The 24,806-nt window shown below is 63.3% G+C and carries 25 protein-coding genes and 1 tRNA gene; 21 read left to right on the forward strand and 5 right to left on the reverse strand.

Annotation, left to right across the window (positions count from 1 at the left end; genetic code table 11):
• Positions 1–202: 202 nt before the first annotated feature.
• From urtA to ACWHY3_RS06655, 13 genes are all read left to right on the forward strand, one after another.
• Positions 203–1,522, forward strand: coding sequence for an urea ABC transporter substrate-binding protein (gene urtA / locus ACWHY3_RS06595; RefSeq protein WP_448127876.1), 1,320 nt, complete (start codon positions 203–205; stop codon positions 1,520–1,522).
• 92 nt (positions 1,523–1,614) lie between these two features.
• Positions 1,615–3,249, forward strand: coding sequence for an urea ABC transporter permease subunit UrtB (gene urtB, locus ACWHY3_RS06600; protein ID WP_448127877.1), 1,635 nt, complete (start codon positions 1,615–1,617; stop codon positions 3,247–3,249).
• Positions 3,246–4,337 (forward strand): urea ABC transporter permease subunit UrtC, encoded by a 1,092-nt coding sequence (gene urtC, locus ACWHY3_RS06605; RefSeq protein ID WP_179208821.1) that lies wholly within the window; start codon positions 3,246–3,248, stop codon positions 4,335–4,337. The genes urtB and urtC overlap by 4 nt, the downstream gene beginning before the upstream one ends.
• Positions 4,334–5,191, forward strand: a complete 858-nt coding sequence (gene urtD, locus ACWHY3_RS06610) for an urea ABC transporter ATP-binding protein UrtD (RefSeq protein ID WP_087717980.1) — start codon at positions 4,334–4,336, stop codon at positions 5,189–5,191. Before urtC ends, urtD begins: the two co-directional genes overlap by 4 nt.
• Entirely contained in the window at positions 5,191–5,886 is a 696-nt protein-coding gene (gene urtE, locus ACWHY3_RS06615) for an urea ABC transporter ATP-binding subunit UrtE (protein ID WP_087717979.1), read from the forward strand. The genes urtD and urtE overlap by 1 nt, the downstream gene beginning before the upstream one ends.
• The gene (locus tag ACWHY3_RS06620) at positions 5,883–6,821 is read left to right on the forward strand and encodes an urease accessory protein UreD (RefSeq protein ID WP_087717978.1); all 939 of its coding nucleotides are present in this window, start codon (positions 5,883–5,885) and stop codon (positions 6,819–6,821) included. The genes urtE and ACWHY3_RS06620 overlap by 4 nt, the downstream gene beginning before the upstream one ends.
• Before the next feature lie 134 nt (positions 6,822–6,955).
• Positions 6,956–7,258: an urease subunit gamma gene (locus tag ACWHY3_RS06625; protein WP_087717977.1), complete on the forward strand. Its 303-nt coding sequence runs from the start codon at positions 6,956–6,958 to the stop codon at positions 7,256–7,258.
• 182 nt (positions 7,259–7,440) lie between these two features.
• Positions 7,441–7,827: an urease subunit beta gene (locus ACWHY3_RS06630; RefSeq protein ID WP_087717976.1), complete on the forward strand. Its 387-nt coding sequence runs from the start codon at positions 7,441–7,443 to the stop codon at positions 7,825–7,827.
• Positions 7,827–9,533: an urease subunit alpha gene (ureC, locus tag ACWHY3_RS06635; protein ID WP_087717975.1), complete on the forward strand. Its 1,707-nt coding sequence runs from the start codon at positions 7,827–7,829 to the stop codon at positions 9,531–9,533. The genes ACWHY3_RS06630 and ureC overlap by 1 nt, the downstream gene beginning before the upstream one ends.
• Before the next feature lie 95 nt (positions 9,534–9,628).
• Positions 9,629–10,189: an urease accessory protein UreE gene (gene ureE, locus ACWHY3_RS06640; RefSeq protein ID WP_087717974.1), complete on the forward strand. Its 561-nt coding sequence runs from the start codon at positions 9,629–9,631 to the stop codon at positions 10,187–10,189.
• 45 nt (positions 10,190–10,234) lie between these two features.
• Entirely contained in the window at positions 10,235–10,885 is a 651-nt protein-coding gene (locus ACWHY3_RS06645) for an urease accessory protein UreF (RefSeq protein ID WP_448128143.1), read from the forward strand.
• Positions 10,886–10,971: 86 nt separating this feature from the next.
• Entirely contained in the window at positions 10,972–11,634 is a 663-nt protein-coding gene (ureG, locus tag ACWHY3_RS06650; protein ID WP_448127878.1) for an urease accessory protein UreG, read from the forward strand.
• A 32-nt stretch (positions 11,635–11,666) separates the two neighbouring features.
• The gene (locus ACWHY3_RS06655; protein ID WP_448127879.1) at positions 11,667–12,272 is read left to right on the forward strand and encodes a HupE/UreJ family protein; all 606 of its coding nucleotides are present in this window, start codon (positions 11,667–11,669) and stop codon (positions 12,270–12,272) included.
• 162 nt (positions 12,273–12,434) lie between these two features.
• On the opposite strand, the gene ACWHY3_RS06660 is transcribed toward ACWHY3_RS06655, so the two are convergent.
• Positions 12,435–13,253, reverse strand: a complete 819-nt coding sequence (locus ACWHY3_RS06660; protein ID WP_448127880.1) for a DUF1206 domain-containing protein — start codon at positions 13,251–13,253, stop codon at positions 12,435–12,437.
• Between the two features lie 257 nt (positions 13,254–13,510).
• On the opposite strand from ACWHY3_RS06660, the gene ACWHY3_RS06665 reads away from it, so the two are divergent.
• On the forward strand, positions 13,511–13,741 hold the full coding sequence (locus ACWHY3_RS06665) for a hypothetical protein (RefSeq protein ID WP_087717970.1): 231 nt from the start codon (positions 13,511–13,513) through the stop codon (positions 13,739–13,741).
• Positions 13,731–15,215 (forward strand): sodium:solute symporter family protein, encoded by a 1,485-nt coding sequence (locus ACWHY3_RS06670; protein ID WP_087717969.1) that lies wholly within the window; start codon positions 13,731–13,733, stop codon positions 15,213–15,215. Before ACWHY3_RS06665 ends, ACWHY3_RS06670 begins: the two co-directional genes overlap by 11 nt.
• A 99-nt stretch (positions 15,216–15,314) precedes the next feature.
• On the opposite strand, the gene ACWHY3_RS06675 is transcribed toward ACWHY3_RS06670, so the two are convergent.
• The 3 genes from ACWHY3_RS06675 to ACWHY3_RS06685 form a co-directional block, all read right to left on the reverse strand.
• Positions 15,315–16,061, reverse strand: a complete 747-nt coding sequence (locus ACWHY3_RS06675; RefSeq protein ID WP_448127881.1) for an amino acid ABC transporter ATP-binding protein — start codon at positions 16,059–16,061, stop codon at positions 15,315–15,317.
• Positions 16,058–16,732: an amino acid ABC transporter permease gene (locus tag ACWHY3_RS06680; RefSeq protein ID WP_087717967.1), complete on the reverse strand. Its 675-nt coding sequence runs from the start codon at positions 16,730–16,732 to the stop codon at positions 16,058–16,060. The genes ACWHY3_RS06675 and ACWHY3_RS06680 overlap by 4 nt, the downstream gene beginning before the upstream one ends.
• A 90-nt stretch (positions 16,733–16,822) precedes the next feature.
• Positions 16,823–17,605, reverse strand: a complete 783-nt coding sequence (locus ACWHY3_RS06685) for an amino acid ABC transporter substrate-binding protein (protein ID WP_087717966.1) — start codon at positions 17,603–17,605, stop codon at positions 16,823–16,825.
• A 988-nt stretch (positions 17,606–18,593) separates the two neighbouring features.
• Here ACWHY3_RS06685 and ACWHY3_RS06690 point away from each other — a divergent pair.
• Entirely contained in the window at positions 18,594–19,265 is a 672-nt protein-coding gene (locus tag ACWHY3_RS06690) for a hypothetical protein (RefSeq protein WP_087717965.1), read from the forward strand.
• Between the two features lie 229 nt (positions 19,266–19,494).
• On the opposite strand, the gene ACWHY3_RS06695 is transcribed toward ACWHY3_RS06690, so the two are convergent.
• A tRNA-Leu gene (locus ACWHY3_RS06695) sits at positions 19,495–19,579 on the reverse strand.
• 155 nt (positions 19,580–19,734) lie between these two features.
• Here ACWHY3_RS06695 and ACWHY3_RS06700 point away from each other — a divergent pair.
• The 5 genes from ACWHY3_RS06700 to ACWHY3_RS06720 all read left to right on the forward strand — a co-directional run bounded on the left by ACWHY3_RS06700 (position 19,735) and on the right by ACWHY3_RS06720 (position 24,637).
• On the forward strand, positions 19,735–20,490 hold the full coding sequence (locus ACWHY3_RS06700) for a ComF family protein (protein ID WP_256961054.1): 756 nt from the start codon (positions 19,735–19,737) through the stop codon (positions 20,488–20,490).
• Positions 20,491–20,531: 41 nt separating this feature from the next.
• Positions 20,532–21,518, forward strand: coding sequence for a serine/threonine protein kinase (locus tag ACWHY3_RS06705; protein WP_087717964.1), 987 nt, complete (start codon positions 20,532–20,534; stop codon positions 21,516–21,518).
• Between the two features lie 236 nt (positions 21,519–21,754).
• A complete protein-coding gene (folE, locus tag ACWHY3_RS06710; protein ID WP_071232936.1) occupies positions 21,755–22,312 on the forward strand; it encodes a GTP cyclohydrolase I FolE in 558 nt (185 codons plus the stop codon).
• A 93-nt stretch (positions 22,313–22,405) separates the two neighbouring features.
• A complete protein-coding gene (locus tag ACWHY3_RS06715; protein WP_303856423.1) occupies positions 22,406–22,852 on the forward strand; it encodes a hypothetical protein in 447 nt (148 codons plus the stop codon).
• Between the two features lie 270 nt (positions 22,853–23,122).
• On the forward strand, positions 23,123–24,637 hold the full coding sequence (locus tag ACWHY3_RS06720) for an NAD-dependent succinate-semialdehyde dehydrogenase (protein WP_442978323.1): 1,515 nt from the start codon (positions 23,123–23,125) through the stop codon (positions 24,635–24,637).
• The last annotated feature ends 169 nt before the right edge of the window (positions 24,638–24,806 follow it).

Here is a 24,806-nt window from a genome sequence, read left to right on the forward strand (position 1 = left end):
CCCAAGGGATTTCGTTTGCACCAATTTCTGGCTCGTTGACGGAATTTACCGTGCTTTTCGCTCTTTTTTGTATGCGAGAATCACGAGGGCGGCGATCAAGGCACGAAAAATGCATAGGGTTCTTCGATCGATAGTCGCGTCTGGTGCGCGGATATTTACGATCATCAGGCCGATCACCAAGGGTCATGACCAGGAGAACCCAATGACAACAACCTCCCTTCGCAAGTTGATTGCCGGTTCCAGCATCGCGCTGGGGCTGACCGGTTTCGGTAGTGCTGCCATTGCCCAGGAACAGACGCAGGACGATGGCCCGATTCGTGTCGGCATTCTGCATTCGCTCTCCGGCACCATGGCCATCAGCGAGTCGACGCTCAAGGACGAAATGCTGATGCTGATCGACAAGCAGAACGAAGCCGGCGGTCTGCTCGGTCGCCAGCTCGAGCCGGTGGTGATGGATCCGGCATCGGACTGGTCGCTCTATGCCGAACAGGCGCGCGACATGCTGACCGGCGACGATCATGTCGACGTGATCTTCGGCAACTGGACCTCCGCATCCCGCAAGGCGGTCCTGCCGGTGGTCGAGGAACTCGACGGGCTGCTGTTCTACCCGGTGCAGTACGAAGGCGAGGAGTCATCGGAGAATATCTTCTACACCGGCGCCGCGCCCAATCAGCAGGCGATCCCGGCCGTCGACTACCTGATGAGCCAGGGCGTCGAGCGCTGGGCGCTGCTGGGCACCGACTACGTCTACCCGCGCACCACCAACAAGATCCTCGAAGCCTATCTCAAGGCGAACGGCGTCGCCGGCGACGACATCATGATCAACTACACGCCGTTCGGTTTCAGCGACTGGCAGTCGATCGTCTCGCAGGTCAAGGATTTCGGCAGCCAGGGCAGGAAGACCGCCGTCGTCTCGACCATCAACGGCGATGCCAACGTACCGTTCTACAACGAACTCGCCAACCAGGGCATCTCCGCGGGCGACATTCCCGTCGTCGCGTTCTCGGTGGGCGAGCAGGAGCTGACCGGTATCGATACCGCACCGCTGGTTGGTCACATGGCGGCGTGGAACTATTTCATGAGCGTCGACAGCGACGCCAACTATGACTTCATCGACGACTGGGTCGCCTATACCGGCAACGACGAAGCGGTGACCAACGATCCGATGGAGGCGCATTACATCGGCTTCAACATGTGGGTGCAGGCGGTCGAGAAAGCCGGGACCACTGATGTCGACGCGGTCAAGGATTCGATCATCGGCGTGACCGTGCCCAATCTCTCGGGCGGCGCTTCCACCATGATGCCCAACCACCACATCACCAAGCCGGTGATGATCGGCGAGATCCAGGACGATGGGCAGTTCAGCGTGGTCTGGCAGACGCCGACGACGGTTGCCGGCGATGCCTGGTCGGACTACCTGCCGGACTCCAAGAACCTGATCAGCGACTGGAGAGCACCGCTGCGCTGCGGCAAGCTCGACGTCGAGTCGATGACCTGCGAAGACGGCCCGGGCGCCGAATGAAGCCAGGCCACCGGCGCTCGAACGGGCGCCGGCGGCATCGAGCAGAACCTGGGTCTGACGCCACACCGAAAGGGCGGTGTCGAGGAAAGAACATGACCAAGATTCAACATTCGACAGGCCGTTTTCTGACGCGCCTGCTGATGCATTCCGTGCTGCTGTGCCTGCTGATGGCATGGGGCCTTTCCGTCAGCCAGACGGCGGCGGCCGCTGTCAGTGATGCGCAGTCCCGAGCGCTGCTGGAGGCGCTCGATACGCGCAGCTTCCAGGCCAAGGGCGATGCCGCTCAGGCGATCGCCGAGAGCGATGCCGAGCAGAAGACGCGCTGGCTGCAGGCGCTGCTCGACGGCCGCCTGGGCAAGGAGCGTCGCGGTGAGCGCTTCTACATCGTCACCGATGATAGCGGCCGCGAGTGGCCGATCATTGATGCCATCACGTTCGAGGACGCCGGCACCGGCACGCGGCGCACGGTCGAAGTCTTCAAGATCAACAACGATCTGCGCACCCGTATCCAGGGGCTGCTGGCCTCGCTCTCCCTGAGCGCTGGCAACGAGACCTCTCGGCTGGCGGCCGCCGAGCGTCTGGTCGGCGAGGTGACGGCCGACAATGCCGATAGCGTGCGCGCGATGCGCGACGACGAGGAGAGCCAGTCCGTTCGCGGCCAGCTCGATGTCGCGCTGGCGCTCTACGATGTCCAGCAGGGTGATATCGACGCGCTGGAGACGCTACGCGGCAATCTCGATACGCGGGTGCGAAACACGTTGACCCCGATCGCCGCCGGTGATTCCGAGCTCGCCGCCGAGGCGCAGGCGGTCCTTGGCGGCATCGAGAGCAAGCGCGCCTGGTACGACCGCGCGCAGACGCTGTTCTTCGGTCTCAGTGCCGGTTCGATTCTGGTACTGGCGGCGATCGGCCTGGCGATCACCTTCGGCGTCATGGGCGTGATCAACATGGCCCATGGCGAGCTGATCATGATCGGCGCCTATACCACCTGGATGATCCAGCAGGCGCTACCGGGGCAGCCGGGGCTGGCGCTGGCGCTGGCCATTCCCGGCGGCTTCCTGGTCGCCGGTGCGTTCGGGGTGGTGATCGAACGCACGGTAATCCGCTTTCTCAAGGGACGCCCGCTGGAGACGCTGCTGGCCACCTTCGGCCTCAGCCTGATCCTGCAGCAGCTGGTGCGCAGCGTGTTCTCGCCGCTCAATCGTCGCGTTACCTCGCCGGACTGGCTGCAGGGGGCGTGGCAGATCAACGAGGCGCTGTCGCTGACCCTCAACCGGCTGGCGGTGCTGCTCTTCTGCCTGGTGGTCTTTGCCGGCCTGTGGGCGCTGATGCGCTATACCCGGCTGGGGCTGGAGGTGCGTGCAGTGACCCAGAACCGGGCGATGGCCCGCGCCATGGGCGTACGTGCCACCCGTGTCGACATGCTGACGTTCGGGCTGGGTGCCGGTGTTGCCGGACTCGCCGGCGTGGCGCTGTCACAGCTGACCAACGTCGGCCCCAACCTGGGCCAGGGCTATATCGTCGACTCCTTCCTGGTCGTGGTCTTCGGCGGGGTCGGCAACCTGTGGGGAACGCTGGTCGCCGGCATGTCGCTAGGCGTGATCAATCAGGTGCTGCAGCCGTGGGTCGGCGCGGTACTGGCCAAGATCATCGTGCTGGTCGGCGTGATCCTGTTCATCCAGAAGCGCCCGCAGGGCATCTTTGCACCCAAGGGGCGGACCTCATGACGACCCAAACCTTACTGCATGAACGTGATCGGTCGCGTCAGGCGTTCCTGTCCCGCTCGACGCTCCTGACCAGCCTGGTGCTGATCGTCGGCATGCTCGTGGTGCTGGTATTGAACGCCTTGCCGGAATCGAGCGCCTGGCACGTCAGCAACGCGACGGTATCGCTGCTCGGCAAGTATTTCACCTACATGCTGCTGGCGCTGGCGGTAGATCTCATCTGGGGCTATCTCGGCATCCTCAGCCTGGGGCATGGCGCCTTCTTTGCCCTGGGCGGCTATGCGATGGGGCTCTATCTCAACGCGCAGACCTCACCGCTGCCCGGCTGGCAGTCGATCATGACCTACTTTCCGGTGGCGGCACTGGCGGTTCTGCTGGCACCGGGTTTGCTGGCGCTGGTATTCGGCTGGCTGGCGTTTCGCTCGCGGGTGACCGGGGTCTACTTCTCGATCATCACCCAGGCGCTGACCTTTGCGCTGATGCTGGCGTTCAATCGCAACGAGATGGGCATGGGCGGCAGCACCGGACTGACGCGCTTCTACGAGCTGCTGGGCTTTTCGCTCGCGAGCGAAGGCATGACCGTGGCGCTATTCGTCGCATCCGGGATGGCCGTGCTGCTGGCGTTCTGGCTGTGCCGGGCGATCACGGTGTCTCGCCTTGGGCGGGTCAGCGTGGCGACCCGCGATGCCGAGGCGCGGGTGCGCTTCATCGGCTACCGGGTCGACCACGTCAAGCTGGCGCTGTTCGTGGTTTCGGCGATGATCGCCGGGGTGGCCGGCGCCCTTTATGTCCCGCAGGTCGGCATCATCAATCCGAGCACCTTCGCGCCGCTGTTCTCGATCGAGGTGGTGGTATGGGTGGCGCTCGGCGGCCGGGCGACGCTCTACGGGGCGCTGCTGGGGGCGCTGGTGGTCAATTACCTGAAGACGGTACTGACCGGGGTAATGCCGGATGCCTGGCTGTTCATTCTCGGCGGCCTGTTCGTGCTGGTCACGATGTTGCTGCCGCAGGGCATTGCCGGCGTGATCTCGACCTGGCGCGGGAAGCGTCACGATGGCGAAGAGCAGGATCGACAGGAGGTGAGCGCATGAGCGTGATCGATAGCACTCGCTTCGACAGGTTGCGGGAGTTCGCCCGTCCGGATCGTGTTTTCGACTTCATGGCGCCGGCGCAGTCGCCAGTGGACGTGCGGCACGGTCCGATTCTCTACCTGGAGGACGTCAGCGTCAGCTTCGACGGCTTTCAAGCCATCAATCAGCTCAACCTGACCATCGATGACGGCGAGCTGCGCTGCATCATCGGCCCCAACGGGGCTGGCAAGACGACGATGATGGACATCATCACCGGCAAGACCCGGCCGGATCACGGGCAGGTCTGGTTCGGCAGCCGCCACAATCTGCTGACGCTGGACGAGCCGCAGATCGCCAATCTGGGAATCGGCCGCAAGTTCCAGAAACCGACGGTCTTCGAAGCACTCGACGTGACCGAGAACCTGGAACTGGCGATGGCCGGCGACCGGCGGGTCTGGAAGACCTTGCTGGCCCGGCTCGACCGGGAAGGCCAGGCGCGTATCGACGAGGTGCTCGAGACCATCGGCCTGACCTCGGCACGGCATCGCCTGGCCGGCGTGCTGTCGCACGGGCAGAAGCAGTGGCTCGAAATCGGCATGCTGCTGATGCAGCGGCCCCGGCTGCTGCTGGTGGACGAGCCCGTCGCCGGCATGACCGAGCCGGAGATGCACCGCACCGCCGAGCTGCTGACGCGGCTCGCCGGCCAGCAGTCGGTGGTGGTCGTCGAACACGACATGGGCTTCGTGCGCTCGATCGCCAGGCAGGTCACGGTGCTTCATCAGGGCAGCGTGCTGGCGGAAGGAACCATGGACGAGGTCGCCAGCGATCCGCGGGTGATCGAGGTCTATCTCGGCGGCGACGAGGAGGCGGCCTGATGCTGAGTGTCGACAAGCTCAATCAGTACTACGGCGAAAGCCACATCCTCCGCGATCTGTCGCTTGAGGTGCCTGCCGGCCGCTGTACCTGCGTCATGGGGCGCAACGGCGTCGGCAAGACGACGCTGCTCAAGACCGTGATGGGCGAGGTGGCGGCGCGCAGCGGGGCGATTCGCTTCGACGGCGAGGCGCTGCTCAAGCGGCGACCCGAAGCGCGGGCGGGCATGGGGATCGGCTATGTGCCCCAGGGGCGCCAGATCTTTGCCACCCTATCGGTCGAGGAGAATCTGCGCATCGGCCTGCCGGCGAGAAGAGACAGGCAGCGCCGGATTCCCGAGCGTATCTACGAGCTGTTCCCGGTGCTCAACGAGATGCGCCATCGTCGCGGTGGCGATCTTTCCGGCGGTCAACAGCAGCAACTGGCCATCGGTCGGGCGCTGGTGCTCGACCCGCGGCTGTTGATCCTCGACGAGCCGGGCGAGGGCATTCAGCCCAACATCGTCGCGCAGATCGGCGAAGTCATCCGGCGTCTCAATCGCGAGGATGGCCTGACCGTGCTGCTGGTCGAGCAGAAGCTGCCTTTCGCGCGGCGGTATGCCGACAGGTTCATGATCATGGATCGTGGGCAGGCGGTGGCCGGTGGCGATATTGCCGAACTGAGCGACGACCTGATCAAGCGACACCTGACAGTATGACGGTAGATCCTTCACGCCATTGGCAGGCGGCCCCCGCCGATTCGGGGCATCGGTTCGATGCGACCCGACGTTGGGAGGCGTCGCTGTCGCTCGCGTTTGCGGCTCGCACCATGGGCACGGCATCCACCGGCGCGGCGCCAATGAGGCGCACGCGGTTGACCCGAGCGCGACATCACGGCCCCTTGCGGGTGCAGCGGCCGTTCTATCCGGAGCCGTATCGGGCCGGGCTGGCCGATCCTTGCCATGTCTACCTGCTGCATCCGCCGGGGGGGCTGGTCAGCGGCGATGCCCTGAAGATCGACGTGAACGTCGAGGCTTCGGCGCATGCCGTGCTGACCACGCCGGCGGCGACCAAGCTCTATCGGGCAGACAGTCACGGCGTGGTCTGGTCCCAGACCAACCGGCTCGAGGTCGAGGATGGCGGGACACTGGAGTGGCTGCCCCAGGAGACGATCGCCTTCGACGGCTCGAAAGGAGAGCAGCGCACCGAGATCTCGCTGACGGGCAATGCGCGCTGCCTGGGGTGGGAGATCATGGCGCTGGGGCGTCCGGCCAGCCATCTCCCGTTCGAGAGTGGTCGCATCGAGCAGCGCTTTCAATTACTTCACGACGGTCGGCCGCTATGGCTCGAGCGGCAACCGCTGGACCCGCTGCACCGGCGCTTTTCGGGGCGTTGGGGGCAGGGCGGCGCGACGGTCCAGGCGACGCTGTGGGCGGCCGGCCTGACGGATCCGCGCCAGGCGGTTGAAGCGGTGCGAGACGCGCTGCCGGCAAACCCGAACTGGGCCGTGACCCAGCGTCATGGCGTGCTGCTGCTGCGTTATCTCGGCGGTTCGCGCAATGAAGCGTGGGATTTATGCTGTGCTGCCTGGCATGCGCTCAGGCCGCTACTGGTCGGCCGCGAGGCGTGCGAGCCGCGAATCTGGTACACGTAGTCATCATGCCGACGGCGACGGATACTGGTCGAAGCGGCCCAGCACTGTCGTCTGCGCTGCCCCGAAGCCGGCGCATCATTGCAATGCCCGTAGCTCGTAGCTCGTAGCTCGTAGCTTACAGACAGGACATCGATATGGAACTGACACCCCGAGACAAAGACAAACTGCTGCTGTTCAGTGCGGCACAGCTGGCGGAACGGCGGCGCGCGCGCGGGCTCAAGCTCAACTACCCGGAAGCGATGGCGCTGATCAGCTTCGAAATCCTGGAAGGGGCGCGTGACGGACGCAGCGTGGCCGAGCTGATGAGCTATGGCCGCGAGATCCTGACCCGCGAGGACGTCATGGACGGTGTCGCCGAGATGATTCAGGAAGTGCAGGTCGAGGCGACCTTTCCCGACGGTACCAAGCTGGTCACGGTTCACGACCCTATTGTCTGACGCGGCTGCGCTGGGTCAGGCGATGTTGGCTGCGCTTCGAAAAATGCTCATTGGCTGAAGCCAACTGCGCTTTTTCGAAGCTTGCCGCCTACCCTGACCTTCGCTTGCATCGCGTCAGATAATGGCAGTTGGCTGTCCAGGTGCTGTCCATGTGACGAACAACCGATAACAAGGGAAAATCGATGATTCCCGGTGAAATGCAGATTCAGGACGGCGAGATCGAGCTCAATGCCGGTCTCGAGACGCTCACGCTGGCGGTGGCCAACACCGGTGACCGGCCGGTGCAGGTGGGCTCCCACTATCACTTCGCCGAAACCAACCCGGCGTTGACCTTCGATCGCGCCAAGGCCCGGGGCTACCGCCTCGACGTGCCGGCGGGATCGGCGATCCGCTTCGAACCGGGACAGACCCGTGAGGTAACACTGGTGCCCTACGTCGGCGAACGCCGCGTCTACGGTTTCCGTGGCGACGTCATGGGCTCGCTGCTCCCTAACGCGCCCGAGGACGCGCGAAGGGCATCTCCGTCAAGAGATGTGCCTGCAGGCGATAAGAATGGAGGGGCCGACTGATGGTCAAAATCACCCGACAAGCCTATGCGGACATGTACGGCCCGACCGTCGGTGACCGGGTCCGCCTGGGCGATACCGAGCTGTGGATCGAGGTCGAGCGCGATGCCACCGTCTACGGCGACGAGGTCAAGTTCGGCGGCGGCAAGGTCATCCGTGACGGCATGGGGCAGAGCCAGCGGCACGACGATTCGGTCATGGATACCGTCATTACCAACGCCTTGATTCTCGACTGGTGGGGCGTGGTCAAGGCGGATGTCGGCCTGCAGAAGGGGCGGATCGCCGCCATCGGCAAGGCCGGCAACCCCGACGTGCAGCCAGGCGTGGAGATCGTCATCGGTCCGGGTACCGAAGTCATCGCCGGAGAGGGCAAGATCCTGACCGCCGGCGGTATCGACGCGCATATCCATTTCATCTGCCCGCAGCAGGTGGAAGAGGCGCTGATGAGCGGGGTGACGACGATGCTCGGCGGCGGTACCGGGCCGGCCACCGGCTCCAATGCCACCACCTGTACGCCAGGCGAATGGCATCTGGGCAAGATGTTGCAGGCGGTCGATACCCTGCCGATGAACATCGGCCTGCTCGGCAAGGGCAACGCCAGCCTGCCCGAAGCCCTGGAAGCGCAGATCGTCGCCGGTGCGATCGGGCTCAAGCTGCACGAGGACTGGGGCACGACGCCCGCGTCGATCGACAACTGCCTGAGCGTGGCGGAACGATACGATGTCCAGGTGGCGATCCACACCGATACGCTCAACGAATCCGGCTTCGTCGAGGACACGATCGCCGCGTTCAAGGAGCGCGGTATTCACACCTACCACACCGAAGGCGCGGGCGGCGGCCATGCGCCCGATATCATCACCGCCTGCTCGAAGGACTACGTGCTGCCGTCGTCGACCAATCCGACCCGGCCGTACACGGTCAATACCATCGACGAGCATCTCGACATGCTGATGGTGTGCCACCATCTCGACCCGAACATTCCCGAAGACGTGGCCTTCGCCGATTCGCGCATTCGTCGCGAGACCATCGCCGCCGAGGACATCCTCCACGACATGGGCGTGATCTCGATGATTTCGTCCGATTCGCAGGCGATGGGGCGGGTCGGTGAGGTGGTCTGCCGCACCTGGCAGACCGCCCACAAGATGAAGGTGCAGCGTGGTCTGCTGCCGGAAGACGAAGCGCTGGGCGCGGATAATTTCCGTGCTCGTCGCTACATTGCCAAATACACTATCAACCCGGCGCTGACCCATGGCATCGGCCACGAAGTGGGATCCGTCGAAGTCGGCAAGCTGGCGGACCTGGTGCTGTGGAGCCCGGCATTCTTCGGTGTCAAACCAGCGCTGATCATCAAGGGCGGCATGATCGCGGCCGCACCGATGGGGGATGCCAACGCGTCGATTCCAACGCCGCAGCCGGTACACTATCGGCCGATGTTTGGCGCTTTCGGCAAGGCCGCCAGTGCGACCCGCTTGAGTTTCGTCAGTCAGGCGGCGCTGGATGCCGGGATCAAGGCAAGGCTGGGGCTGGAGAGCGAGCTCGCTGCGGTCAGGCAGGTGCGGGGCGTGCGCAAGAAGGACATGAAACTCAACGATGCCTGCCCGCATCTCACCGTCGACCCGCAGACCTACGAAGTGCGTGCCGATGGCGAGCTTCTGACCTGCGAACCGGCGACCGAACTACCGCTGGCCCAGCGTTATCACCTTTTTTGAGTGGGATATTCAACCGTCGGCCAGGGCACTTTTTCGATTATCTATCGTCTGGTTATTCCGGGTGCCCGGTATTGGCCTTCATGAGGCAAACAGACATGTGGAAATTAATGGAACGGCTGGAGGCGACATCCGACGCCGAAGCTGTCGACAGCGTGACGTTACCGTTCGAACTGCGGATGCGGGGGCGGTTGAAGGCGACCAGCGACAGTGGGCGCGAGATCGGCATTTTTCTGGATCGCGGGCCGGTGCTGCGCGATGGGGCGCTGCTGCGCGCCGAAACCGGCGAGATCGTCGCCGTCCGGGCCGCCGATGAACCGGTCGTGACCGCATCGGTGCCGTCCGGTCTGGCGCTGGCTCGGCTCTGCTATCACCTGGGTAACCGGCACGTGCAACTGGCGATCGGCCAGGACGACGAAGGCGGCTGGGTACGCTTCCCGCCAGACCACGTTCTCGAGGCGCTGGCAGCGAGGCTGGGCGCGGCGCTGGAGCGGCACAAGGCGCCGTTCGACCCCGAGCCAGGCGCCTACGCCGAGGGGCTCGGGCACGGACATGGGCACGATCATGGCCATCATCACGATCCGGCGAGCGGCCATGGGCAGGTCTACGACTTCCAGCATCACCTGTCCCACCGTCATGGCCACAACCATGAGCATTGAACGGTGGTAGTCGATTCGATACGGGATCGTGATCCGCTGGCGCTGATGGGGTTGATGCAACTCGTCAGCCCGGCCTTGCCGATCGGTGCCTTTGCCTGGTCGCAAGGTCTCGAGAGCGCCTTCGAGCTGAACTGGGTGAGCGACGAAGAGAGCCTGAACGCGTGGTTGTCCGGCGTGCTGGAAGACGGTCTGACGTCATGTGAGCTGCCGGTGCTGGCCCGGCTTCAGGCCGCCTGGGCGATGGAGGATCACGAGGCGTTGCAGTACTGGAACGATTGGCTCCAGGCCAACCGCGAGACCGCCGAGCTGGCAGAGGAGGATCTGCGTCTGGGGCAGGCGTTGGTCCGCCTGCTGGATGATCTCGATCTGTTGCCGGTGTCCGGCTGGCTACCGCAGCGCCCGACTTACGTCACGCTATTCGCCTGGCTGGCCCATCGGCGCGGTGTTGCTGTCGAGGATACCCAGCTCGGCTTCGCCTGGGCGTGGCTGGAAAACCAGCTGGCGGCTGCCTGCAAGGCGCTGCCTCTGGGGCAGACCGCTGCGCAGCGGCTCATCGAGCGGCTACGGCCCGAGCTGGCCAGCGCCGTCGAGGTGGCCAATCGGCTATCGGACGCCGAGCTGGGGCCGGTTCTGCCGGGCCTGGCGCTGGCAAGCGCTCTGCACGAGACGCAGTATTCACGGCTGTTCCGCAGCTGACGAAGACGCCGTCCGAATGTCGCGATTCATTCGATGTCTTCGGACGAGATAGCCGTTGAAGGTGAAGGGAATAGGAGAGCAACAAGATGAAGCACTGTTTACGCGTCGGTGTCGGCGGCCCGGTAGGCTCCGGGAAGACCGCGCTGCTCAAGCAGCTCTGTCTGGCGCTGCGCGAACACTACGATATCGCCGTGGTGACCAACGATATCTACACCCGCGAGGATGCCGACTTCCTGCTGCGCCATGATGCCCTGGCCGCGGACCGCATCATCGGCGTGGAAACCGGAGGCTGCCCGCATACCGCGATTCGCGAGGATGCCTCGATGAACCTGGCCGCCATCGATGACCTTCACTCGCGCCATCCGTCGCTGGAACTGGTGCTGGTGGAATCCGGCGGCGACAACCTGGCCGCCACGTTCAGTCCCGAACTGTCGGATCTGACGCTTTACGTGATCGACGTCTCCGCCGGCGACAAGATTCCGCGCAAGGGGGGGCCGGGCATCACCAAGTCGGATCTGTTGATCATCAACAAGATCGATATCGCCGATTACGTTCACGCGTCGCTCGATGTGATGGAGCGCGACGCCAAGAAGATGCGGGGTGAACGCCCCTTCGTGTTCACCAATCTGCACGACGGCGTCGGTGTCGAGACGATCGTCCGTTTCATCCTCGACCGCGGCATGTTGCCGGAGCGACGCGGCGAGGCGCGCCGAGCCATCGAGGATCAGGCGTTGCTGAGCGCCAACTGAGTTTGCGTCCGTTTCATTCAAGGAGAACCGTCATGACTTCATCCCTTCTCACTGCTCGGCGTCTGGCCTGGCTGGCCGCGCCGGTAGCGACGCTGGCCGCCTCGGCAGCCATGGCGCATCCCGGCGCGCTGCCGCATGGCCACGGCGGCAGCTTTCTGGCCGGTCTGATGCATCCGCTGTCCGGCCTGGACCATCTACTCGCCATGCTGGCGGTTGGCCTGTGGAGCTGCCGTCAGGCACCCGCACTGCGCCGTGTCATGCCGCTGCTGATTGCGCTGGGCATGATCGCCGGTGCCGGGCTCGCCTGGGGTGGCGTGCCGTTGCTGGGCGTCGAGTTCGGTATCGCCTCCAGCGTTCTGCTGGCAGGGGTGTTGCTGGCCAGTCTGGTCAAGCTCCCCAGCGCGCTGGGCGGAACGCTGGTCTTCGCGTTCATCCTGCTGCACGGCCACGCCCACGGCAGCGAGCTCGCACCGGGCGCTTCTGCGGCGCTCTACGCGCTCGGCTTCGTCATCGCCAGTGTGGGTATCACGCTGCTGGGTCGCTTGACCGGCAGTTGGCTGATGCAGCGCGACAACCGCTGGATGCGCGGTATCGGTGCCGCTATCGCCGCCGCCGGCGGTGCGCTGATGCTGGGCTGATCGCCGGCCGAGCCGCCTCGTATCAGAAGCTGAAAAATTCTCTGGGGCCATCAGGTGCCAGCCTCTGGAAGCCGCCCGTCTTGGGCGGCTTTCTCTATCGGCCCCTGGTTATCTTCGGTCTTCGACCGGACGTTCCGGAGCCGCGTGCTGCGTGGAGATTGGTCAGTGTCGCGGATGACGTACCCGGCGATAACCGGCATTGATGAAGCAGTAGCCACCATAGGCGATGAGGCCGACGGCCACGGCGCCCAGAAGCCAGTCGCCGAAGGGCTGATGAGCCAGCAGGTCCAGTGCCGCGCCGAGACCTTGCGCGTCGCCGGGCGAGAGACGCCACGCCGCTAGTGCGAGCAGCCCGCCGATCAGCAGGAAGGTGACACCGCGGGCCGCCAAGCCGAGCCGGGCGATGGCCTCGAGCAGGGGGAGGGGTGGATTGGGCCGGCTTTGCAGGTGCCAGTTCTTGCGATAGGCGCGTCGCCAGGCGCGCACCAGTTGATGGAAACCGACGCCGACGAAGACGAGGCCGATGGCCAGCAGCAGCCAGCGGCCGCCCGGGAGACCCATGAGCCGTTCGGTGTTCTGGGAGGATCCGCTGCTTTGCGACTGGGAGAGGCTCTGAAAGATCAGCGTGGCACATTGCCAGGCCAGCGTGGTATAGAGGCCGCCGCTGATCGCGAACCCCAGCCGCTGAAGCCAGCCTTTCCAGTCGTTGCCCTTGCGCTCGGTATCCCAGAACGCCTGAGCCAGGCGCCACAGGACGTAAGCGGTGAGCCCCAGACCCATCAGCGCCAGCAGCACGCGTCCGAACGGCCACAGCGCGATTTTGCGAATGACGTCCGAAGCGCCGCTTTCGCTGCCGCCAAGCCCTATCGTGGTCAGTAGCGCCAACCAACCGATCGTCAGGTGGATGATTCCCTTGGCGACATAGCCTGCCGATGCAGTATGTTGCAGCCACTCGCGCAGGCTGAAGTGAATCCTTTTCATGCCGTTCCCTATGATTGAGCGGCTACTAGCCTAGAAGAGAAAATGGCTTCACGATACGGCGGGCGGGCGTCAATGCCCGATGCGGTATGATTCTATGGCGCTTTGGGCTTGCGGCGCCAGACACTTCAAGGACGAGTCTCCTCGAAGACGAGACGTTCCAAAGGTGAGACGCTCCAAAGACGAGACTCTTTCAACGACTAGGTTCTTCAAAGGCCAGATTCTTCACAGGCCAGACTTTGCAAAGGCTAGACACATCGATGAAACATTATGTCGTCCGCCCACGTTCGGGTAAGGGATGGATCCTGACTCTGGCGTTCGTGGCGCTGATCGCTCTGGGACTGTGGCCGGTGATCGGCTGGTTCAACCAGCCGCGGCTATGGCTGGGGCTGCCGTGGCTCGCGGTATGGACCTACGTGATCGTGCTGGGGTGCTGGCTGGTCATGCTCCTTGCCAATCGCTGGCTGCGGGTGTCTTCTCATGACGACTAGTCTGTTGCCGCTGTGGATCACCCTGGGGTACATCGGCGTTGCGCTGTTCATCGGGTTGCGCGCACGTGGCGGGCACCTGATGGATAGCCTGGAGGAGTGGGGCGTTGCCGGGCGAAGCATGGGGCCGATAACGCTCTATCTGCTGATCGCGGCGGGCAGCATCAGCGCCTACACCTTCATGGGCGCGCCCGGCTGGGCCTACAGCAAGGGCGTTGCCGTCTTCTACGTGGTGATCTATCTCTCCTATCTGGCGCTGGTGGCATGGTATTGCGGCCCCAAGGTGTGGGCCTTCGGCCAGCGCTTCGGACATGTCACCCAGGGCGCGGCTATTGCCGACCGCTACCAGAGTCCGCTGCTCGGCGGGCTGGCGGCGCTGGTGATGTCGATCGGCTCGCTGGCCTATGCGGTACTCCAGACGATGGGGTCCGCCTACATTCTGTCGGTGATGAGCGGCGGGCGGATCCCGGTCTGGGCCGGCGTGATCGTGATTCTTAGCGTCATCGCGATCTATCTCTATGTCAGCGGTCAACGGGCCATCGGCCTGACCAACGCCTTTCAGGGCATCCTGATGCTGGTCGTGGCCTGGACGGTCGGGCTGTGGGCGGCTCATCACGCTACCGGCGAGATGGGGTTCGCGGGTGTCTTCGAGCGCCTGGCTGCCGAACGGCCGGCGTTTCTGACCCTGCCGGGGGCCGATGGCAAGATGAGCTTCGCGTTCTGGACCACGTCGATCATCGTCTCGATGCTCTCGTTCATGCCGCCGGTCTGGAGCCAGTGGATGAGCGCGCGTTCGGCCGACACGATCCGGCGCAGCGCGACCTGGCTGCCGACCTATTATATCGTCGTGCTGCCGATGGTGGTGGTGGGCTTCATCGGCATCACCGCGCTTCCCAACCTGGGCCGGGCCGATACCGTGGCACTCGAATTTGCGCTGCAGAACCTGCCGAGCTGGCTGGTGGGTCTGCTGGGGGCGGGAACGCTGGCGGCGGCGATGTCCTCCTGCGAGCCGTTTCTGCATTCGGTATCGATGGCCTATGCCAAGGATATCGCCCAGCCGCTGTTTCGCCTCGGCGATGCGGCCACCGCGCGCCTCGCTCGTCGCTTGCTGATCCCGGTGATGGCGTTGATCGTGGCACCGGTGGCGATCAGCGAGCCGAGCAATCTGATCATGATCCTGCTGGTGGGACTGGGGTTCGCGACGCAAGTGTTGCCGGCATTCATCGGCATGTTCCTGTGGACCCGCGCGTCACGGAGGGGTGTGCTGGCTGGGATCGTGAGCGGGTTCAGCGTGACGCTGGCGTTCACGCTGATCTGGCCCAATCCGCTCGGCATTCACGCCGGGTTCTGGGGTTTGATGATCAACCTGCCGCTGTTCGTGATCGTCTCCTGCCTGACGCCTCCCGTGCGGGACGACGTGGTGGAGCGCTTCTTTGAGCTTGCCATCCCTGGCAGGCTCCCTTCGGGACGCCGCTAGGCGGCGTCGAAAATCGCTCCCGGCGATTTTCTGCCATCGGCGCGCCAACGCTTTCTAGATCGCCTTCGACGCGCTGATCCCGCTGGCGACGAACGTCGATCAGACGGCGTTCGCCGCCAGGATCTTGCGCAGAAACTGCTGCGTGCGCTCGTCCCTGGGCTGGCTAAACAACTCCGCAGGCGGGGCCTGCTCGATGATGCGGCCCTGGTCCATGAATACCACGCGATCGGCGACCTCGCGGGCGAACTGCATCTCGTGAGTGACGACGATCATGGTCTGATGTTCCGCCGCGAGCTGCTTCATCAGGCCGAGCACTTCCTCCACCCATTGCGGGTCCAGCGCGGATGTCGGCTCGTCGAACAGGATCACGTCGGCGTTGGCCGCCATCGCTCGGCCGATGCCCACGCGCTGCTGCTGGCCTCCGGAGAGCGAGGCGGGATAGGCATCGGCCTTGTCGGCCAGGCCGATGCGCTCGAGAATCTCGCGGCCTCTGGCGTAGGCCTTGGCCTTGGGCATGCCGTCGACCACGATCATGCCCTCGGCGATGTTCTGCAGCGCAGTCTTGTTGGCGAACAGCGCATAGTTCTGGAACACGAACGCCGTGCGTCGTCTCAGCGCGAGGATCTGTTCACGGGTCGCGCGGGTCGCGTCGAGACTGAGATCGCCAACGGTCAGATGGCCGGCATCGGGCGTCTCGAGAAAGTTGATGCAGCGCAGCAGGGTTGACTTGCCGGTCCCGGAGGGGCCGACGATCACGATGATCTCGCCGCGCTCGAGGGTGAGATCGATGTCGTCGAAGACGACGTGGTCGCCGAATTGCTTGCGAATGCCCTTGAGTTCGATCATCGCTGATACGCCCGGTTGAGTCGTTGTTCCAGCCATTTTTGCACCCAGGAGAGTGCCTCGACCACGATCCAGTAGATCACCGCGACCACCAGGAAGGCCTCGAAGTAGAGAAAGCTTCCGGCGGCTTCCTTCTGGGTCGCCCCCATCAGCTCGGTGACGCCGAGGGTGAAGGCCAGCGATGTCGACTTGATCATGTCGATGAAGTAGTTCATCAGTGTCGGTGTTGCTATCCGGGTCGCCTGCGGCAGCACGATCCGTCGCATCAGTTGCGCTCGTGTCATGCCGATGGAGAGTGCGGCTTCGGTCTGGCTCCGGTCGATGCCCACGATGGCGGCGCGAATGGACTCCGCCATGTAGGCGGAGAAATGGAGCGTCAGGCCAAGGATGGTAGCGGTGATACCGTTGATCGCCACCAGGAAGGTCAGTACCTGAGGCAGTCCGTAGTAGAACAGGAACAGCTGGACCAGCAGCGGCGTGCCGCGAAAGAACGAGATGAACAGCAGCGCAACGGCGTTGAGGCCGGGAATACGAGTCACCCGTATGACGGCGAGCAGGCAGGCCAGCACCAGGGCACAGGCCATGCCGGCGGCTGCCATCTCGAGCGTCAGGGGCAGATAACCGAGAAGAATGGGCACCAGGCCCAGCATGTAGTCGAAATCGAGTGCGTGCATAGTGCGTGGCGCTCCGCGCTTGGCGACCTCAGATAACGGAAAAGCCCATGGCGCCGGTCAGCGCCATGGGCCGTTGCTGTGAAACGTCGATCACGGTTGGGTAATGTCGGTCCCGAACCATTTCTCCGAAATGTCGCTCAACTTGCCGCTTTCACGCAACTCGGCGAGCGCCTCGTCGATCCTGTCCTTCATCGCTGCTCCTGCTTCGTCGTCGCGGAACGGGTAGGCGTTCTCGATCCGGGAGAAGGGCTGGCCGGCCAGCTGCAGCGGCAACGGCTTGTCCTTGATCACCTGCGTGGCGCTGACGCGATCCATGACGAACGCATCGGCGCGCCCCAGGGCGACGTCCTGTTCGATGTTGGAGTCGTAGGTCTTGATGTTGATGTCATCCGCGTAGGGCAGCTCGTTCAGCAATTGCTCGTAGTTGGAACCGAGGTTGACCGCGACCGTCTTGCCCTTGAGGTCCTCGACGCCGTGGATGGCATCGTTACCCTTGCGAACCACGACCTGTGCACCATCGTAGACGTAAGGATCGCTGAAGAGATATTTCTCCTGGCGTTCTGGCGTGATGGTGATCTGGTTGGCGATGGTATCGATCCGCCTGGAGTCCAGCATGCCGGCCAGCCCGGAGAAGCTGGCGGTCACGAATTCGACATCGTCGCCGGTGATGTTGCCGATCGCGTTCATCAGATCGACCTCGAAGCCCTTGAGCTCATCCTGTTCGACGTAGGTAAAGGGATAATAGCCGCCCGACATGCCGACTCGCAGCGTATCGGCCTGCGTTGTCATCGCGCCCAGAGACGTGGCGAGGCCCAGTGCCAAGGCCAGCGTGGTTCGGCGCCACGGCGCGGTTGAAGTCGATCGTTTTGCCATGAGAACAGATCCCCCCTGAAGCAGAATTGGGTGATGGATGAGTCAATGCCATCCGTCACGGTCATGCGCGCAGGATAGCGCAGTTTCCGTTTTTGGTAATAAGAGAATTAATTGATATGCCCATTTGTTTGGCGCTATAGGAGGGCGGGCAGGCGCTTCGGCTGCCTGAACTGCACGCCTGTCAGAGTCCGCCTTCGCCGTTCGCGTGGTCTGCATGCTACTCATTGTTGGACAATAGTCTGTACCTCGCTTTGCTGTCTGTAATGTATTGATCTAACATTTGCCCAATTCTTTCTGTGAAGGCTGCTGCAGGGACGTGACCAAGGGACTTACGCTCGGCGTTGGTTAGTGGCATGGGCCAGGGAACGAGTCGCAAGGCTCAGGAGCTCAGGAAGGGTTGGCGCGTGGCTGGCGGAGGTGCTGTGTGGTCTCTTTCGCCTCTGGCATTGAGCTCCATGGCGCAAGTGTAGGCAGGTGTCCCGAAAGCCGGCGTCCTTCCGTCGGTTTTCTTCTCCAACGGATACTCGATCCCCTTCGGCGGGTTCTCTCTTCTTTCCGGCTCTCTCGCGCGATTCCGGCATGACTGTCATTCCAGGCAGTAAAAATTTGATGGAAACTTGACCCGAAGATAACTCTTGTATAACTTTATCCCCGTTAGCTGACTCACCGTACCCAAGGATGGGCTCAAGGACGTACCAGGTGAGTTGGATCCGCAGTCACGGAAGACTGCCAGCCTGTCGGACTCAGGATGGGGATGACAAGGCTCAAGCATTACCGTGAACCACGCTTCGTCAGGATGACGCAACGATAGGACAGGAAGTCCGGGTTCAGGCGGTTAGTTAAAGGCGGGCCGAGAGGCCCGCCTTTCGTATTTCCGAGGCTTGGCCTCGTCCGTGCTCTGTTACACAAACTAAGTTATATCGCCCGCCATCGTTCTCGCCTACATTGACGCCTTCTCGAGTCAAGCAGGCAGGAGCCGATCACGACCATGGAATGGTTGTCAGAACACAGTAAAGCGATTACCGCCATCACGAGCATATTGACGCTCTTTGTATGGTTCTTTTACGCCCAGATCCTCTACCGGAACTTCGCCCGAACACGGCGCCCTCGCATCATTATCAATCGGGGGCACGGCAACGACCTGACCTCGCTTTGCCTGATCAGCAACATGAGCTCCGAGCCGATCTTTCTGGAACATATCATCGTGACCTTGCACACCAGCAAGGGTTCGTTGACCAATGACATGATCGACTTCGAGGCCGACCATCGGCAGGACAAGGCCGATTCCGAGGACTCGTCGGAAGCGGAACACGAGGAACGTAGGCAGGGCATGCAGTCCAGCCAAGGGCCCATGCTCTCCGGGAGCTACAGCCACGTCGGGACTTTCGAGGCCATTCTGAAGCGCTTGTGCAGCGTCCACGGTGTAAAGCTCGAACGCAATCGCCCGATGGATGATACTGTGTTTCACTTTCTCGATATCCGCGTCGTCGCCATCTACGGCAGTGAAGATCACCCGATCGGTGCGGAGCGCCGCTTCCGCCTGCATATGAAAGAGGGTGATAGCTGCACTCTGGTACCGGTATCGCTGGACACCAAACGCTATGCCAATCGGCTCCAGCGATGGCGCGTCCGGCAATGGATACGTCATCTCGACGAGTGATCGTTCCTCGAGCGGAAGAGTATGGCGGGCTCGGTCGCCTCTGGCACCGCGAGCGCTCCATAGCGTTCCCCAGCGCATGCTTGTACACACGAACTTTCGATATACATATCGATGTACCGCGCGAGATGGGATGAACCAGATTGATCTAGTGCGATCAGGGCGGTAAAGCCGCTTGGATGCTGGCTTTTCGGGATTGGCGTTACTTCAGAGGAGAGTCAGGAAACTTGCTTGGTGCGGATGGGGAGACTCGAACTCCCACACCTTTCGGCACTAGAACCTAAATCTAGCGTGTCTACCAATTCCACCACATCCGCAATTCGATAGGCGCGCTCATTGTACTGGCGGCTTCATCGATGTCAATCGTTGCTCGATCGAACCCTGGTGGCTAGCTGCCGGCGCTTCAGTTTTCGCCGCCGCGGTCGACATCATCATTGAGATGATCGAAAGCGGAGCAGTCGAGAGAATACCAATGATGCGGCGTCTGGAAGTGGTGCGGCCAATGGCTCGCGGATTGGTGGACTGGATCAACGCGCAGTTGAAGCGGGCGCTGCCGGGTTACTGTGCCTTTTGCCATACGGCCGTCGCTGGCGGTTCGCCCTGGTGCGTCGAGTGCTTTGCGGATATGCCCTGGAACCAGAGCGCTTGTTCTCTCTGCGCCGAACCGCTGCCGATGCTCTCCTCTGCGTCGTCAGCGCCGCGCCAGTGTGGGCGATGCTTGAAGCATCCTCCCGCGCAGCAGGCCGCGTGGGTGCCGCTGCGCTACGAGTCGCGGGTGGCTCGTCTGATACAGCGCTACAAGTTCTCGGCGGATGCGAGGGCTGGCGAGGTGCTGGTTCAACTCATGCTTGCCACCCTGAGCCGATCGCCCGATGTCGGCGAGGCGGTGATCGGTGTCCCCGGTCACCGCGAGCGGACCCGGGAGCGTGGATTCGACCACACGGCGTGGCTGACGAAGCGTCTGGCCGCGCGGTTGAAAATGCCGGTGATCGAGGCCGAACGACGGCGCGAGACGCCATCCCAGCGTGGCCTGGACCGCCTCTCTCGGCGGCGCAATGTGAAGCGTGCGTTCACCGTGGCCCAGCCGTTACCGCCGGCGGTCGTGGTCGTCGATGACGTGATGACCACCGGCGCGACGCTGGAGTCGCTGGCGATCGCCTGCCGGGAAGCGGGGGCGCGGCGGGTCACGGTGCTGGCCTTCGCGCGTACGCCCTCGGCACGAATCTGATAGCATGCGCGCATGCAACTCCGCCGTCAGTCGAGGTCCGTATGAGCGCCGTTTCCCTGCATCCGTTCGAGACATTGACGCCGCAGCGGGTCGTCGAGGCCGTCGAGTCGCTCGGCTTCTGGTTGCCCGGCGAGCCGTTCGCGCTCAACAGCTACGAGAATCGTGTCTACTCGTTGACCGACGACGACCGCCGCCGCTGGGTGGTGAAGTTCTATCGCCCGGAGCGCTGGAGCGACGAGCAGATTCTCGAAGAGCATGAATTTCTGCAGGCGCTCGCGGCGGAGTCGATCTCGGTGGGGGCGCCTTGGGCAGACGATACGGGTCGGACGCTGCATCACTTCGAGGGTTTCCGCTTTGCCCTGTTCGCGCATGTCGTCGGCCAGGCCCCGGAGCTCGAAGACCCGGCGCATCTCTTTGCTCTCGGCGAACTGATCGGCCGGGTCCATGAGGTCGGGGCTCGCCAGCCTTTCCGGTATCGGCTGCGGCTCGATCCGAACACGATGATCGAGGAGAGTCGCAGCCGAGTTCTCCAGGCGAGCTGGCTCGATGCTCGACAGCGCAAGACCTACGACCGCGTAATCGATTCGCTACTACCGCTGCTGGCGGATCACGCCTGGCCGGACAGCGCGATGCAGCGCGTTCACGGCGACTGTCACCTCGGCAATATGCTGGGGCGTGACGAGCAGTTCTCTCTGGTCGACTTCGATGACTGCCTGATGGCGCCGGCGGTGCAGGATCTGTGGATGCTGCTGACCGCCCAGTTTCCCGAAGAGTGGCAGATGCAGCTGTCCGAAATCATCGAAGGCTACGAGATGACCCGCGAATTCGACCGCCGCCAGCTCGATTGGATCGAGGCCCTGCGAACCTTGCGCCTGATTCGTCACAGTGCCTGGGTGACGGCGCGATGGGAAGATCCTGCGTTTCCCCGAGCCTTCCCTTACGTCGCCGAGAGCGGCTACTGGGATCAGCATATTCGCCATCTCGAACAGCAACGCGTGGCCCTCGACTCGCCGCGCTGGCTGGCCTGATCGGCTAGCGTCCTGTCGAAGTGCGCGACTCGCCCCGTGGCGAGTCGCGATGCGAATTGTCCGTATCGAAGAGACTGTCTGTGTCGGCGAAATTGTCCGTATCGACGCAATTGCCTGGATCGACGAGATAGTGGTGCCGCCGGAGTTTCGCTAGAATCGGCTGACACCGATTTGGGGGCCGAATGTGATCGCGGCCGCGAGCATTCGATGACGATACCGATAGACAAGGCAGCAACATGACAGAGCAACTGGCAGGCCACTTCCACGGGATTCTCGAGAAGCTGGGAGAAGATCCCCAGCGCGAGGGCCTGCGCGATACCCCGATGCGTGCCGCCAAGGCTATGCAGTTCCTGACCCAGGGCTACAGCCAGTCGCTGGAGACACTGGTCAATGGCGCGGTCTTCGCTTCCGATACCGATGAAATGGTGCTGATCAAGGACATCGAGATGTATTCGATGTGCGAGCATCACGTGCTGCCGTTCATCGGCAAGTGCCACATTGCCTATCTGCCCCAGGGCAAGGTGCTGGGGCTGTCGAAGTTCGCACGGATCGTCGATATGTATGCCCGCCGGCTGCAGATTCAGGAAAACCTGACCCGTGAAATCGCCGAGGCGATCATGCAGGTCACGGGAGCCCTCGGTGTTGGCGTGGTGATCGAGGCGCAGCATATGTGCATGATGATGCGCGGTGTGGAGAAGCAGAATTCCAGCATGACCACGTCGGTGATGCTGGGGAGTTTTCGCAAGAACCAGACGACGCGTCAGGAGTTCCTGATGCTGGTCAACGGTCGCTGACAGAGGCGCCGTCGGTCGTCGCACTCGTCAAAAGCCAGCCGGTAAAGCCAGTCGGTAAAGAGAGCCGTTAAAGAGAGCCACAAGGATAGCTGCATGGATGGTCGCCTTTTTCATTTCGACGACGAAGCCCAGACCGGCGAGGTGGAGAGCGACGGCAAGCGCTATCCGTTCGATTTCGCACAGTGGCGTGGTCGCGGCCTGCCCAGCGCCGGCACCCCGGTTCGCTTCGAGCTCCGCGACGGACAGGCGATCCAGGTCTTCAATCGCCCCGAGGCGCAGCGCCGCGCCAGCAGCACTCGCGGCGTCGACGGCAAGACACGGCGCAAACGACTTTCCCACTGGGCGCTGGCAGCGTTCGTGGTGTCGGTCGTCGGGCTGAGCGCCGGGCGTTACGCGCCGGTGGTGGAAGTCGTGGCGATCGTGCTGGCCTGGCTGGGATTGCGTCACGTGCATCGCCAGCCCCAGCGGTTCAACGGCTACTGGCTGAGCGGCGCCGCGATCGCGATTGCCGTCGGCGTGACGCTCTGGTCGCAGCTGTAATCGCCCTGGCCCCGAGTGGCATCGCGATGATGCTGCCACGGCATCGGTCCGGTCACGAATGACGCGCTTATGAATGACTCGCGGCGTGACCGATCGTGACTGGCACAGGTGACGCTAACGCGCCATCCTTGACGCAGGAGTCGTGACACTGGCATCACTGTCACACGCCGTCGTCATGAACGATTTCATTGCTCGTCGCACCACGGCAACGACCGGCCTGCGTGGGCCGAATGCCTGCGATCGGCAAGCACATCAAGGAAGGAGTGAGTCATGCAATCCGACAAAGCACAGTCCGACAAAGCACAGTCCCTCAAGGTGCAGTCTGTCAAAGAGAGCGCGCTGTTCAGACCGTTTGCCTATATCGATGGTAACTGGGTTGCCGCCGACAGCGGTGAGCAGATCGATGTCGACAACCCCGCCACGGGCGAGATCCTGGGGCACATGCCGCGACTGGGCCGCGCCGAGACCGAGCGTGCCATCGACGCTGCCGAGGCCGCATTGCCGGCGTGGCGCAACCACACCGCGCTGGAGCGGGCCGACATCCTGATGAAGTGGTACGAGCTGATGCTCGAGAACAAGGATGAGCTGGCGGCGATCATGACCGCCGAGCAGGGAAAGCCGGTCAAGGAAGCGGCGGGCGAGATCGTCTATGCCGCCAGTTTCATGCGCTGGTTCGCCGAGGAAGCGCGGCGTATCTATGGCGACACCATCCCCGCGGCCAGCAACCAGCAGCGCATCGTGGTCACCAAGCAGCCGGTGGGCGTCGTCGGCGCCATCACGCCGTGGAACTTCCCCTCATCGATGATCACGCGCAAGGCCGCTGCCGCGCTGGCGGCGGGCTGCACCATCGTGATCAAGCCGGCCAGCCAGACACCGTTCTCCGCGACCGCGCTGGCCGCACTGGCAGAGCAGGCCGGTGTTCCGCGTGGCGTGTTCAACGTCGTGCCGGGCAAGGCCAGCGAGATCGCCAAGGCGATGACCGACTCCCCGGTGGTACGCAAGGTCACCTTCACCGGCTCGACCGAAGTCGGCAGCTCGTTGATGGCCGGCGCTGCGCAGCACATCCAGAAGATATCGTTGGAGCTGGGCGGCAACGCGCCGTTCCTGGTATTCGAGGATGCCGACCTGGACGCCGCGGTCGAAGGCGCGATCGCCTCCAAGTTCCGCAATGCCGGACAGACCTGCGTCTGCACCAACCGTTTCCTCGTCCAGTCGAGCGTGATCAACGCCTTCAGCGAGAAGCTGGCGGCCGCGATGAACAGCGAGCTCAAGGTCGGTGAAGGATTCGAGGAGGGCGTAAACATCGGCCCGCTGATCGATGACGATGCCGTGGCCAAGGTGACTGATCACATCAAGGACGCCACCGACAAGGGCGCGCAGCTGCTGCTCGGCGGCCACGAGCATTCTCTGGGCGGGCGTTTCTTCTCCCCGACGCTGGTCAGCCACGCCACGCCGGAAATGAAGGTCGCCAGCGAAGAGACCTTCGGCCCCCTGGCCGCGGTATTCCCCTTCGAGACAGAAGAAGAAGCCGTGCGTATGGCCAACGACACCCAGTTCGGGTTGGCCTCCTACTTCTACTCGAAGGATCTGGGGCGTGTCTGGCGCGTCGCCGAAGCGCTCGAATACGGCATGGTCGGCATCAACACCGGCCTGATCTCCAACGCCAGCGCCCCGTTCGGCGGCGTCAAGGCCTCCGGCCTCGGCCGCGAAGGCTCCAAGTATGGGCTCGATGAATACCTCGAGACCAAGTACCTCTGCATCGATCTGGGGAAAGAGTCAGACTGAGCTTCGAGCTTCGAGCTTCGAGCTTCGAGCTTCGAGCTTCGAGCTTCGAGCTTCGAGCTTCGAGCTTCGAGCTTCGAGCTTCGAACTTCGAGCTTCGAGCTTCGAACTTCGAGCTTCGAGCTTCGAGCTTCGAACTTCGAGCTTCGAACTTCGAACGAAGAACGCCAGC

It is taken from the genome of Salinicola sp. NYA28a (genome assembly GCF_976982775.1).

Bases quoted from the DNA above. Each gene is read 5' to 3' on its own strand.
- urtA (WP_448127876.1), top strand. From the start codon at position 203: ATGACAACAACCTCCCTTCGCAAGTTGATTGCCGGTTCCAGCATCGCG.
- urtB (WP_448127877.1), top strand. From the start codon at position 1,615: ATGACCAAGATTCAACATTCGACAGGCCGTTTTCTGACGCGCCTGCTG.
- urtC (WP_179208821.1), top strand. From the start codon at position 3,246: ATGACGACCCAAACCTTACTGCATGAACGTGATCGGTCGCGTCAGGCG.
- urtD (WP_087717980.1), top strand. From the start codon at position 4,334: ATGAGCGTGATCGATAGCACTCGCTTCGACAGGTTGCGGGAGTTCGCC.
- urtE (WP_087717979.1), top strand. From the start codon at position 5,191: ATGCTGAGTGTCGACAAGCTCAATCAGTACTACGGCGAAAGCCACATC.
- ACWHY3_RS06620 (WP_087717978.1), top strand. From the start codon at position 5,883: ATGACGGTAGATCCTTCACGCCATTGGCAGGCGGCCCCCGCCGATTCG.
- ACWHY3_RS06625 (WP_087717977.1), top strand. From the start codon at position 6,956: ATGGAACTGACACCCCGAGACAAAGACAAACTGCTGCTGTTCAGTGCG.
- ACWHY3_RS06630 (WP_087717976.1), top strand. From the start codon at position 7,441: ATGATTCCCGGTGAAATGCAGATTCAGGACGGCGAGATCGAGCTCAAT.
- ureC (WP_087717975.1), top strand. From the start codon at position 7,827: ATGGTCAAAATCACCCGACAAGCCTATGCGGACATGTACGGCCCGACC.
- ureE (WP_087717974.1), top strand. From the start codon at position 9,629: ATGTGGAAATTAATGGAACGGCTGGAGGCGACATCCGACGCCGAAGCT.
- ACWHY3_RS06645 (WP_448128143.1), top strand. From the start codon at position 10,235: ATGGGGTTGATGCAACTCGTCAGCCCGGCCTTGCCGATCGGTGCCTTT.
- ureG (WP_448127878.1), top strand. From the start codon at position 10,972: ATGAAGCACTGTTTACGCGTCGGTGTCGGCGGCCCGGTAGGCTCCGGG.
- ACWHY3_RS06655 (WP_448127879.1), top strand. From the start codon at position 11,667: ATGACTTCATCCCTTCTCACTGCTCGGCGTCTGGCCTGGCTGGCCGCG.
- ACWHY3_RS06660 (WP_448127880.1), bottom strand. From the start codon at position 13,253: ATGAAAAGGATTCACTTCAGCCTGCGCGAGTGGCTGCAACATACTGCA.
- ACWHY3_RS06665 (WP_087717970.1), top strand. From the start codon at position 13,511: ATGAAACATTATGTCGTCCGCCCACGTTCGGGTAAGGGATGGATCCTG.
- ACWHY3_RS06670 (WP_087717969.1), top strand. From the start codon at position 13,731: ATGACGACTAGTCTGTTGCCGCTGTGGATCACCCTGGGGTACATCGGC.
- ACWHY3_RS06675 (WP_448127881.1), bottom strand. From the start codon at position 16,061: ATGATCGAACTCAAGGGCATTCGCAAGCAATTCGGCGACCACGTCGTC.
- ACWHY3_RS06680 (WP_087717967.1), bottom strand. From the start codon at position 16,732: ATGCACGCACTCGATTTCGACTACATGCTGGGCCTGGTGCCCATTCTT.
- ACWHY3_RS06685 (WP_087717966.1), bottom strand. From the start codon at position 17,605: ATGGCAAAACGATCGACTTCAACCGCGCCGTGGCGCCGAACCACGCTG.
- ACWHY3_RS06690 (WP_087717965.1), top strand. From the start codon at position 18,594: ATGGAATGGTTGTCAGAACACAGTAAAGCGATTACCGCCATCACGAGC.
- ACWHY3_RS06700 (WP_256961054.1), top strand. From the start codon at position 19,735: ATGATGCGGCGTCTGGAAGTGGTGCGGCCAATGGCTCGCGGATTGGTG.
- ACWHY3_RS06705 (WP_087717964.1), top strand. From the start codon at position 20,532: ATGAGCGCCGTTTCCCTGCATCCGTTCGAGACATTGACGCCGCAGCGG.
- folE (WP_071232936.1), top strand. From the start codon at position 21,755: ATGACAGAGCAACTGGCAGGCCACTTCCACGGGATTCTCGAGAAGCTG.
- ACWHY3_RS06715 (WP_303856423.1), top strand. From the start codon at position 22,406: ATGGATGGTCGCCTTTTTCATTTCGACGACGAAGCCCAGACCGGCGAG.
- ACWHY3_RS06720 (WP_442978323.1), top strand. From the start codon at position 23,123: ATGCAATCCGACAAAGCACAGTCCGACAAAGCACAGTCCCTCAAGGTG.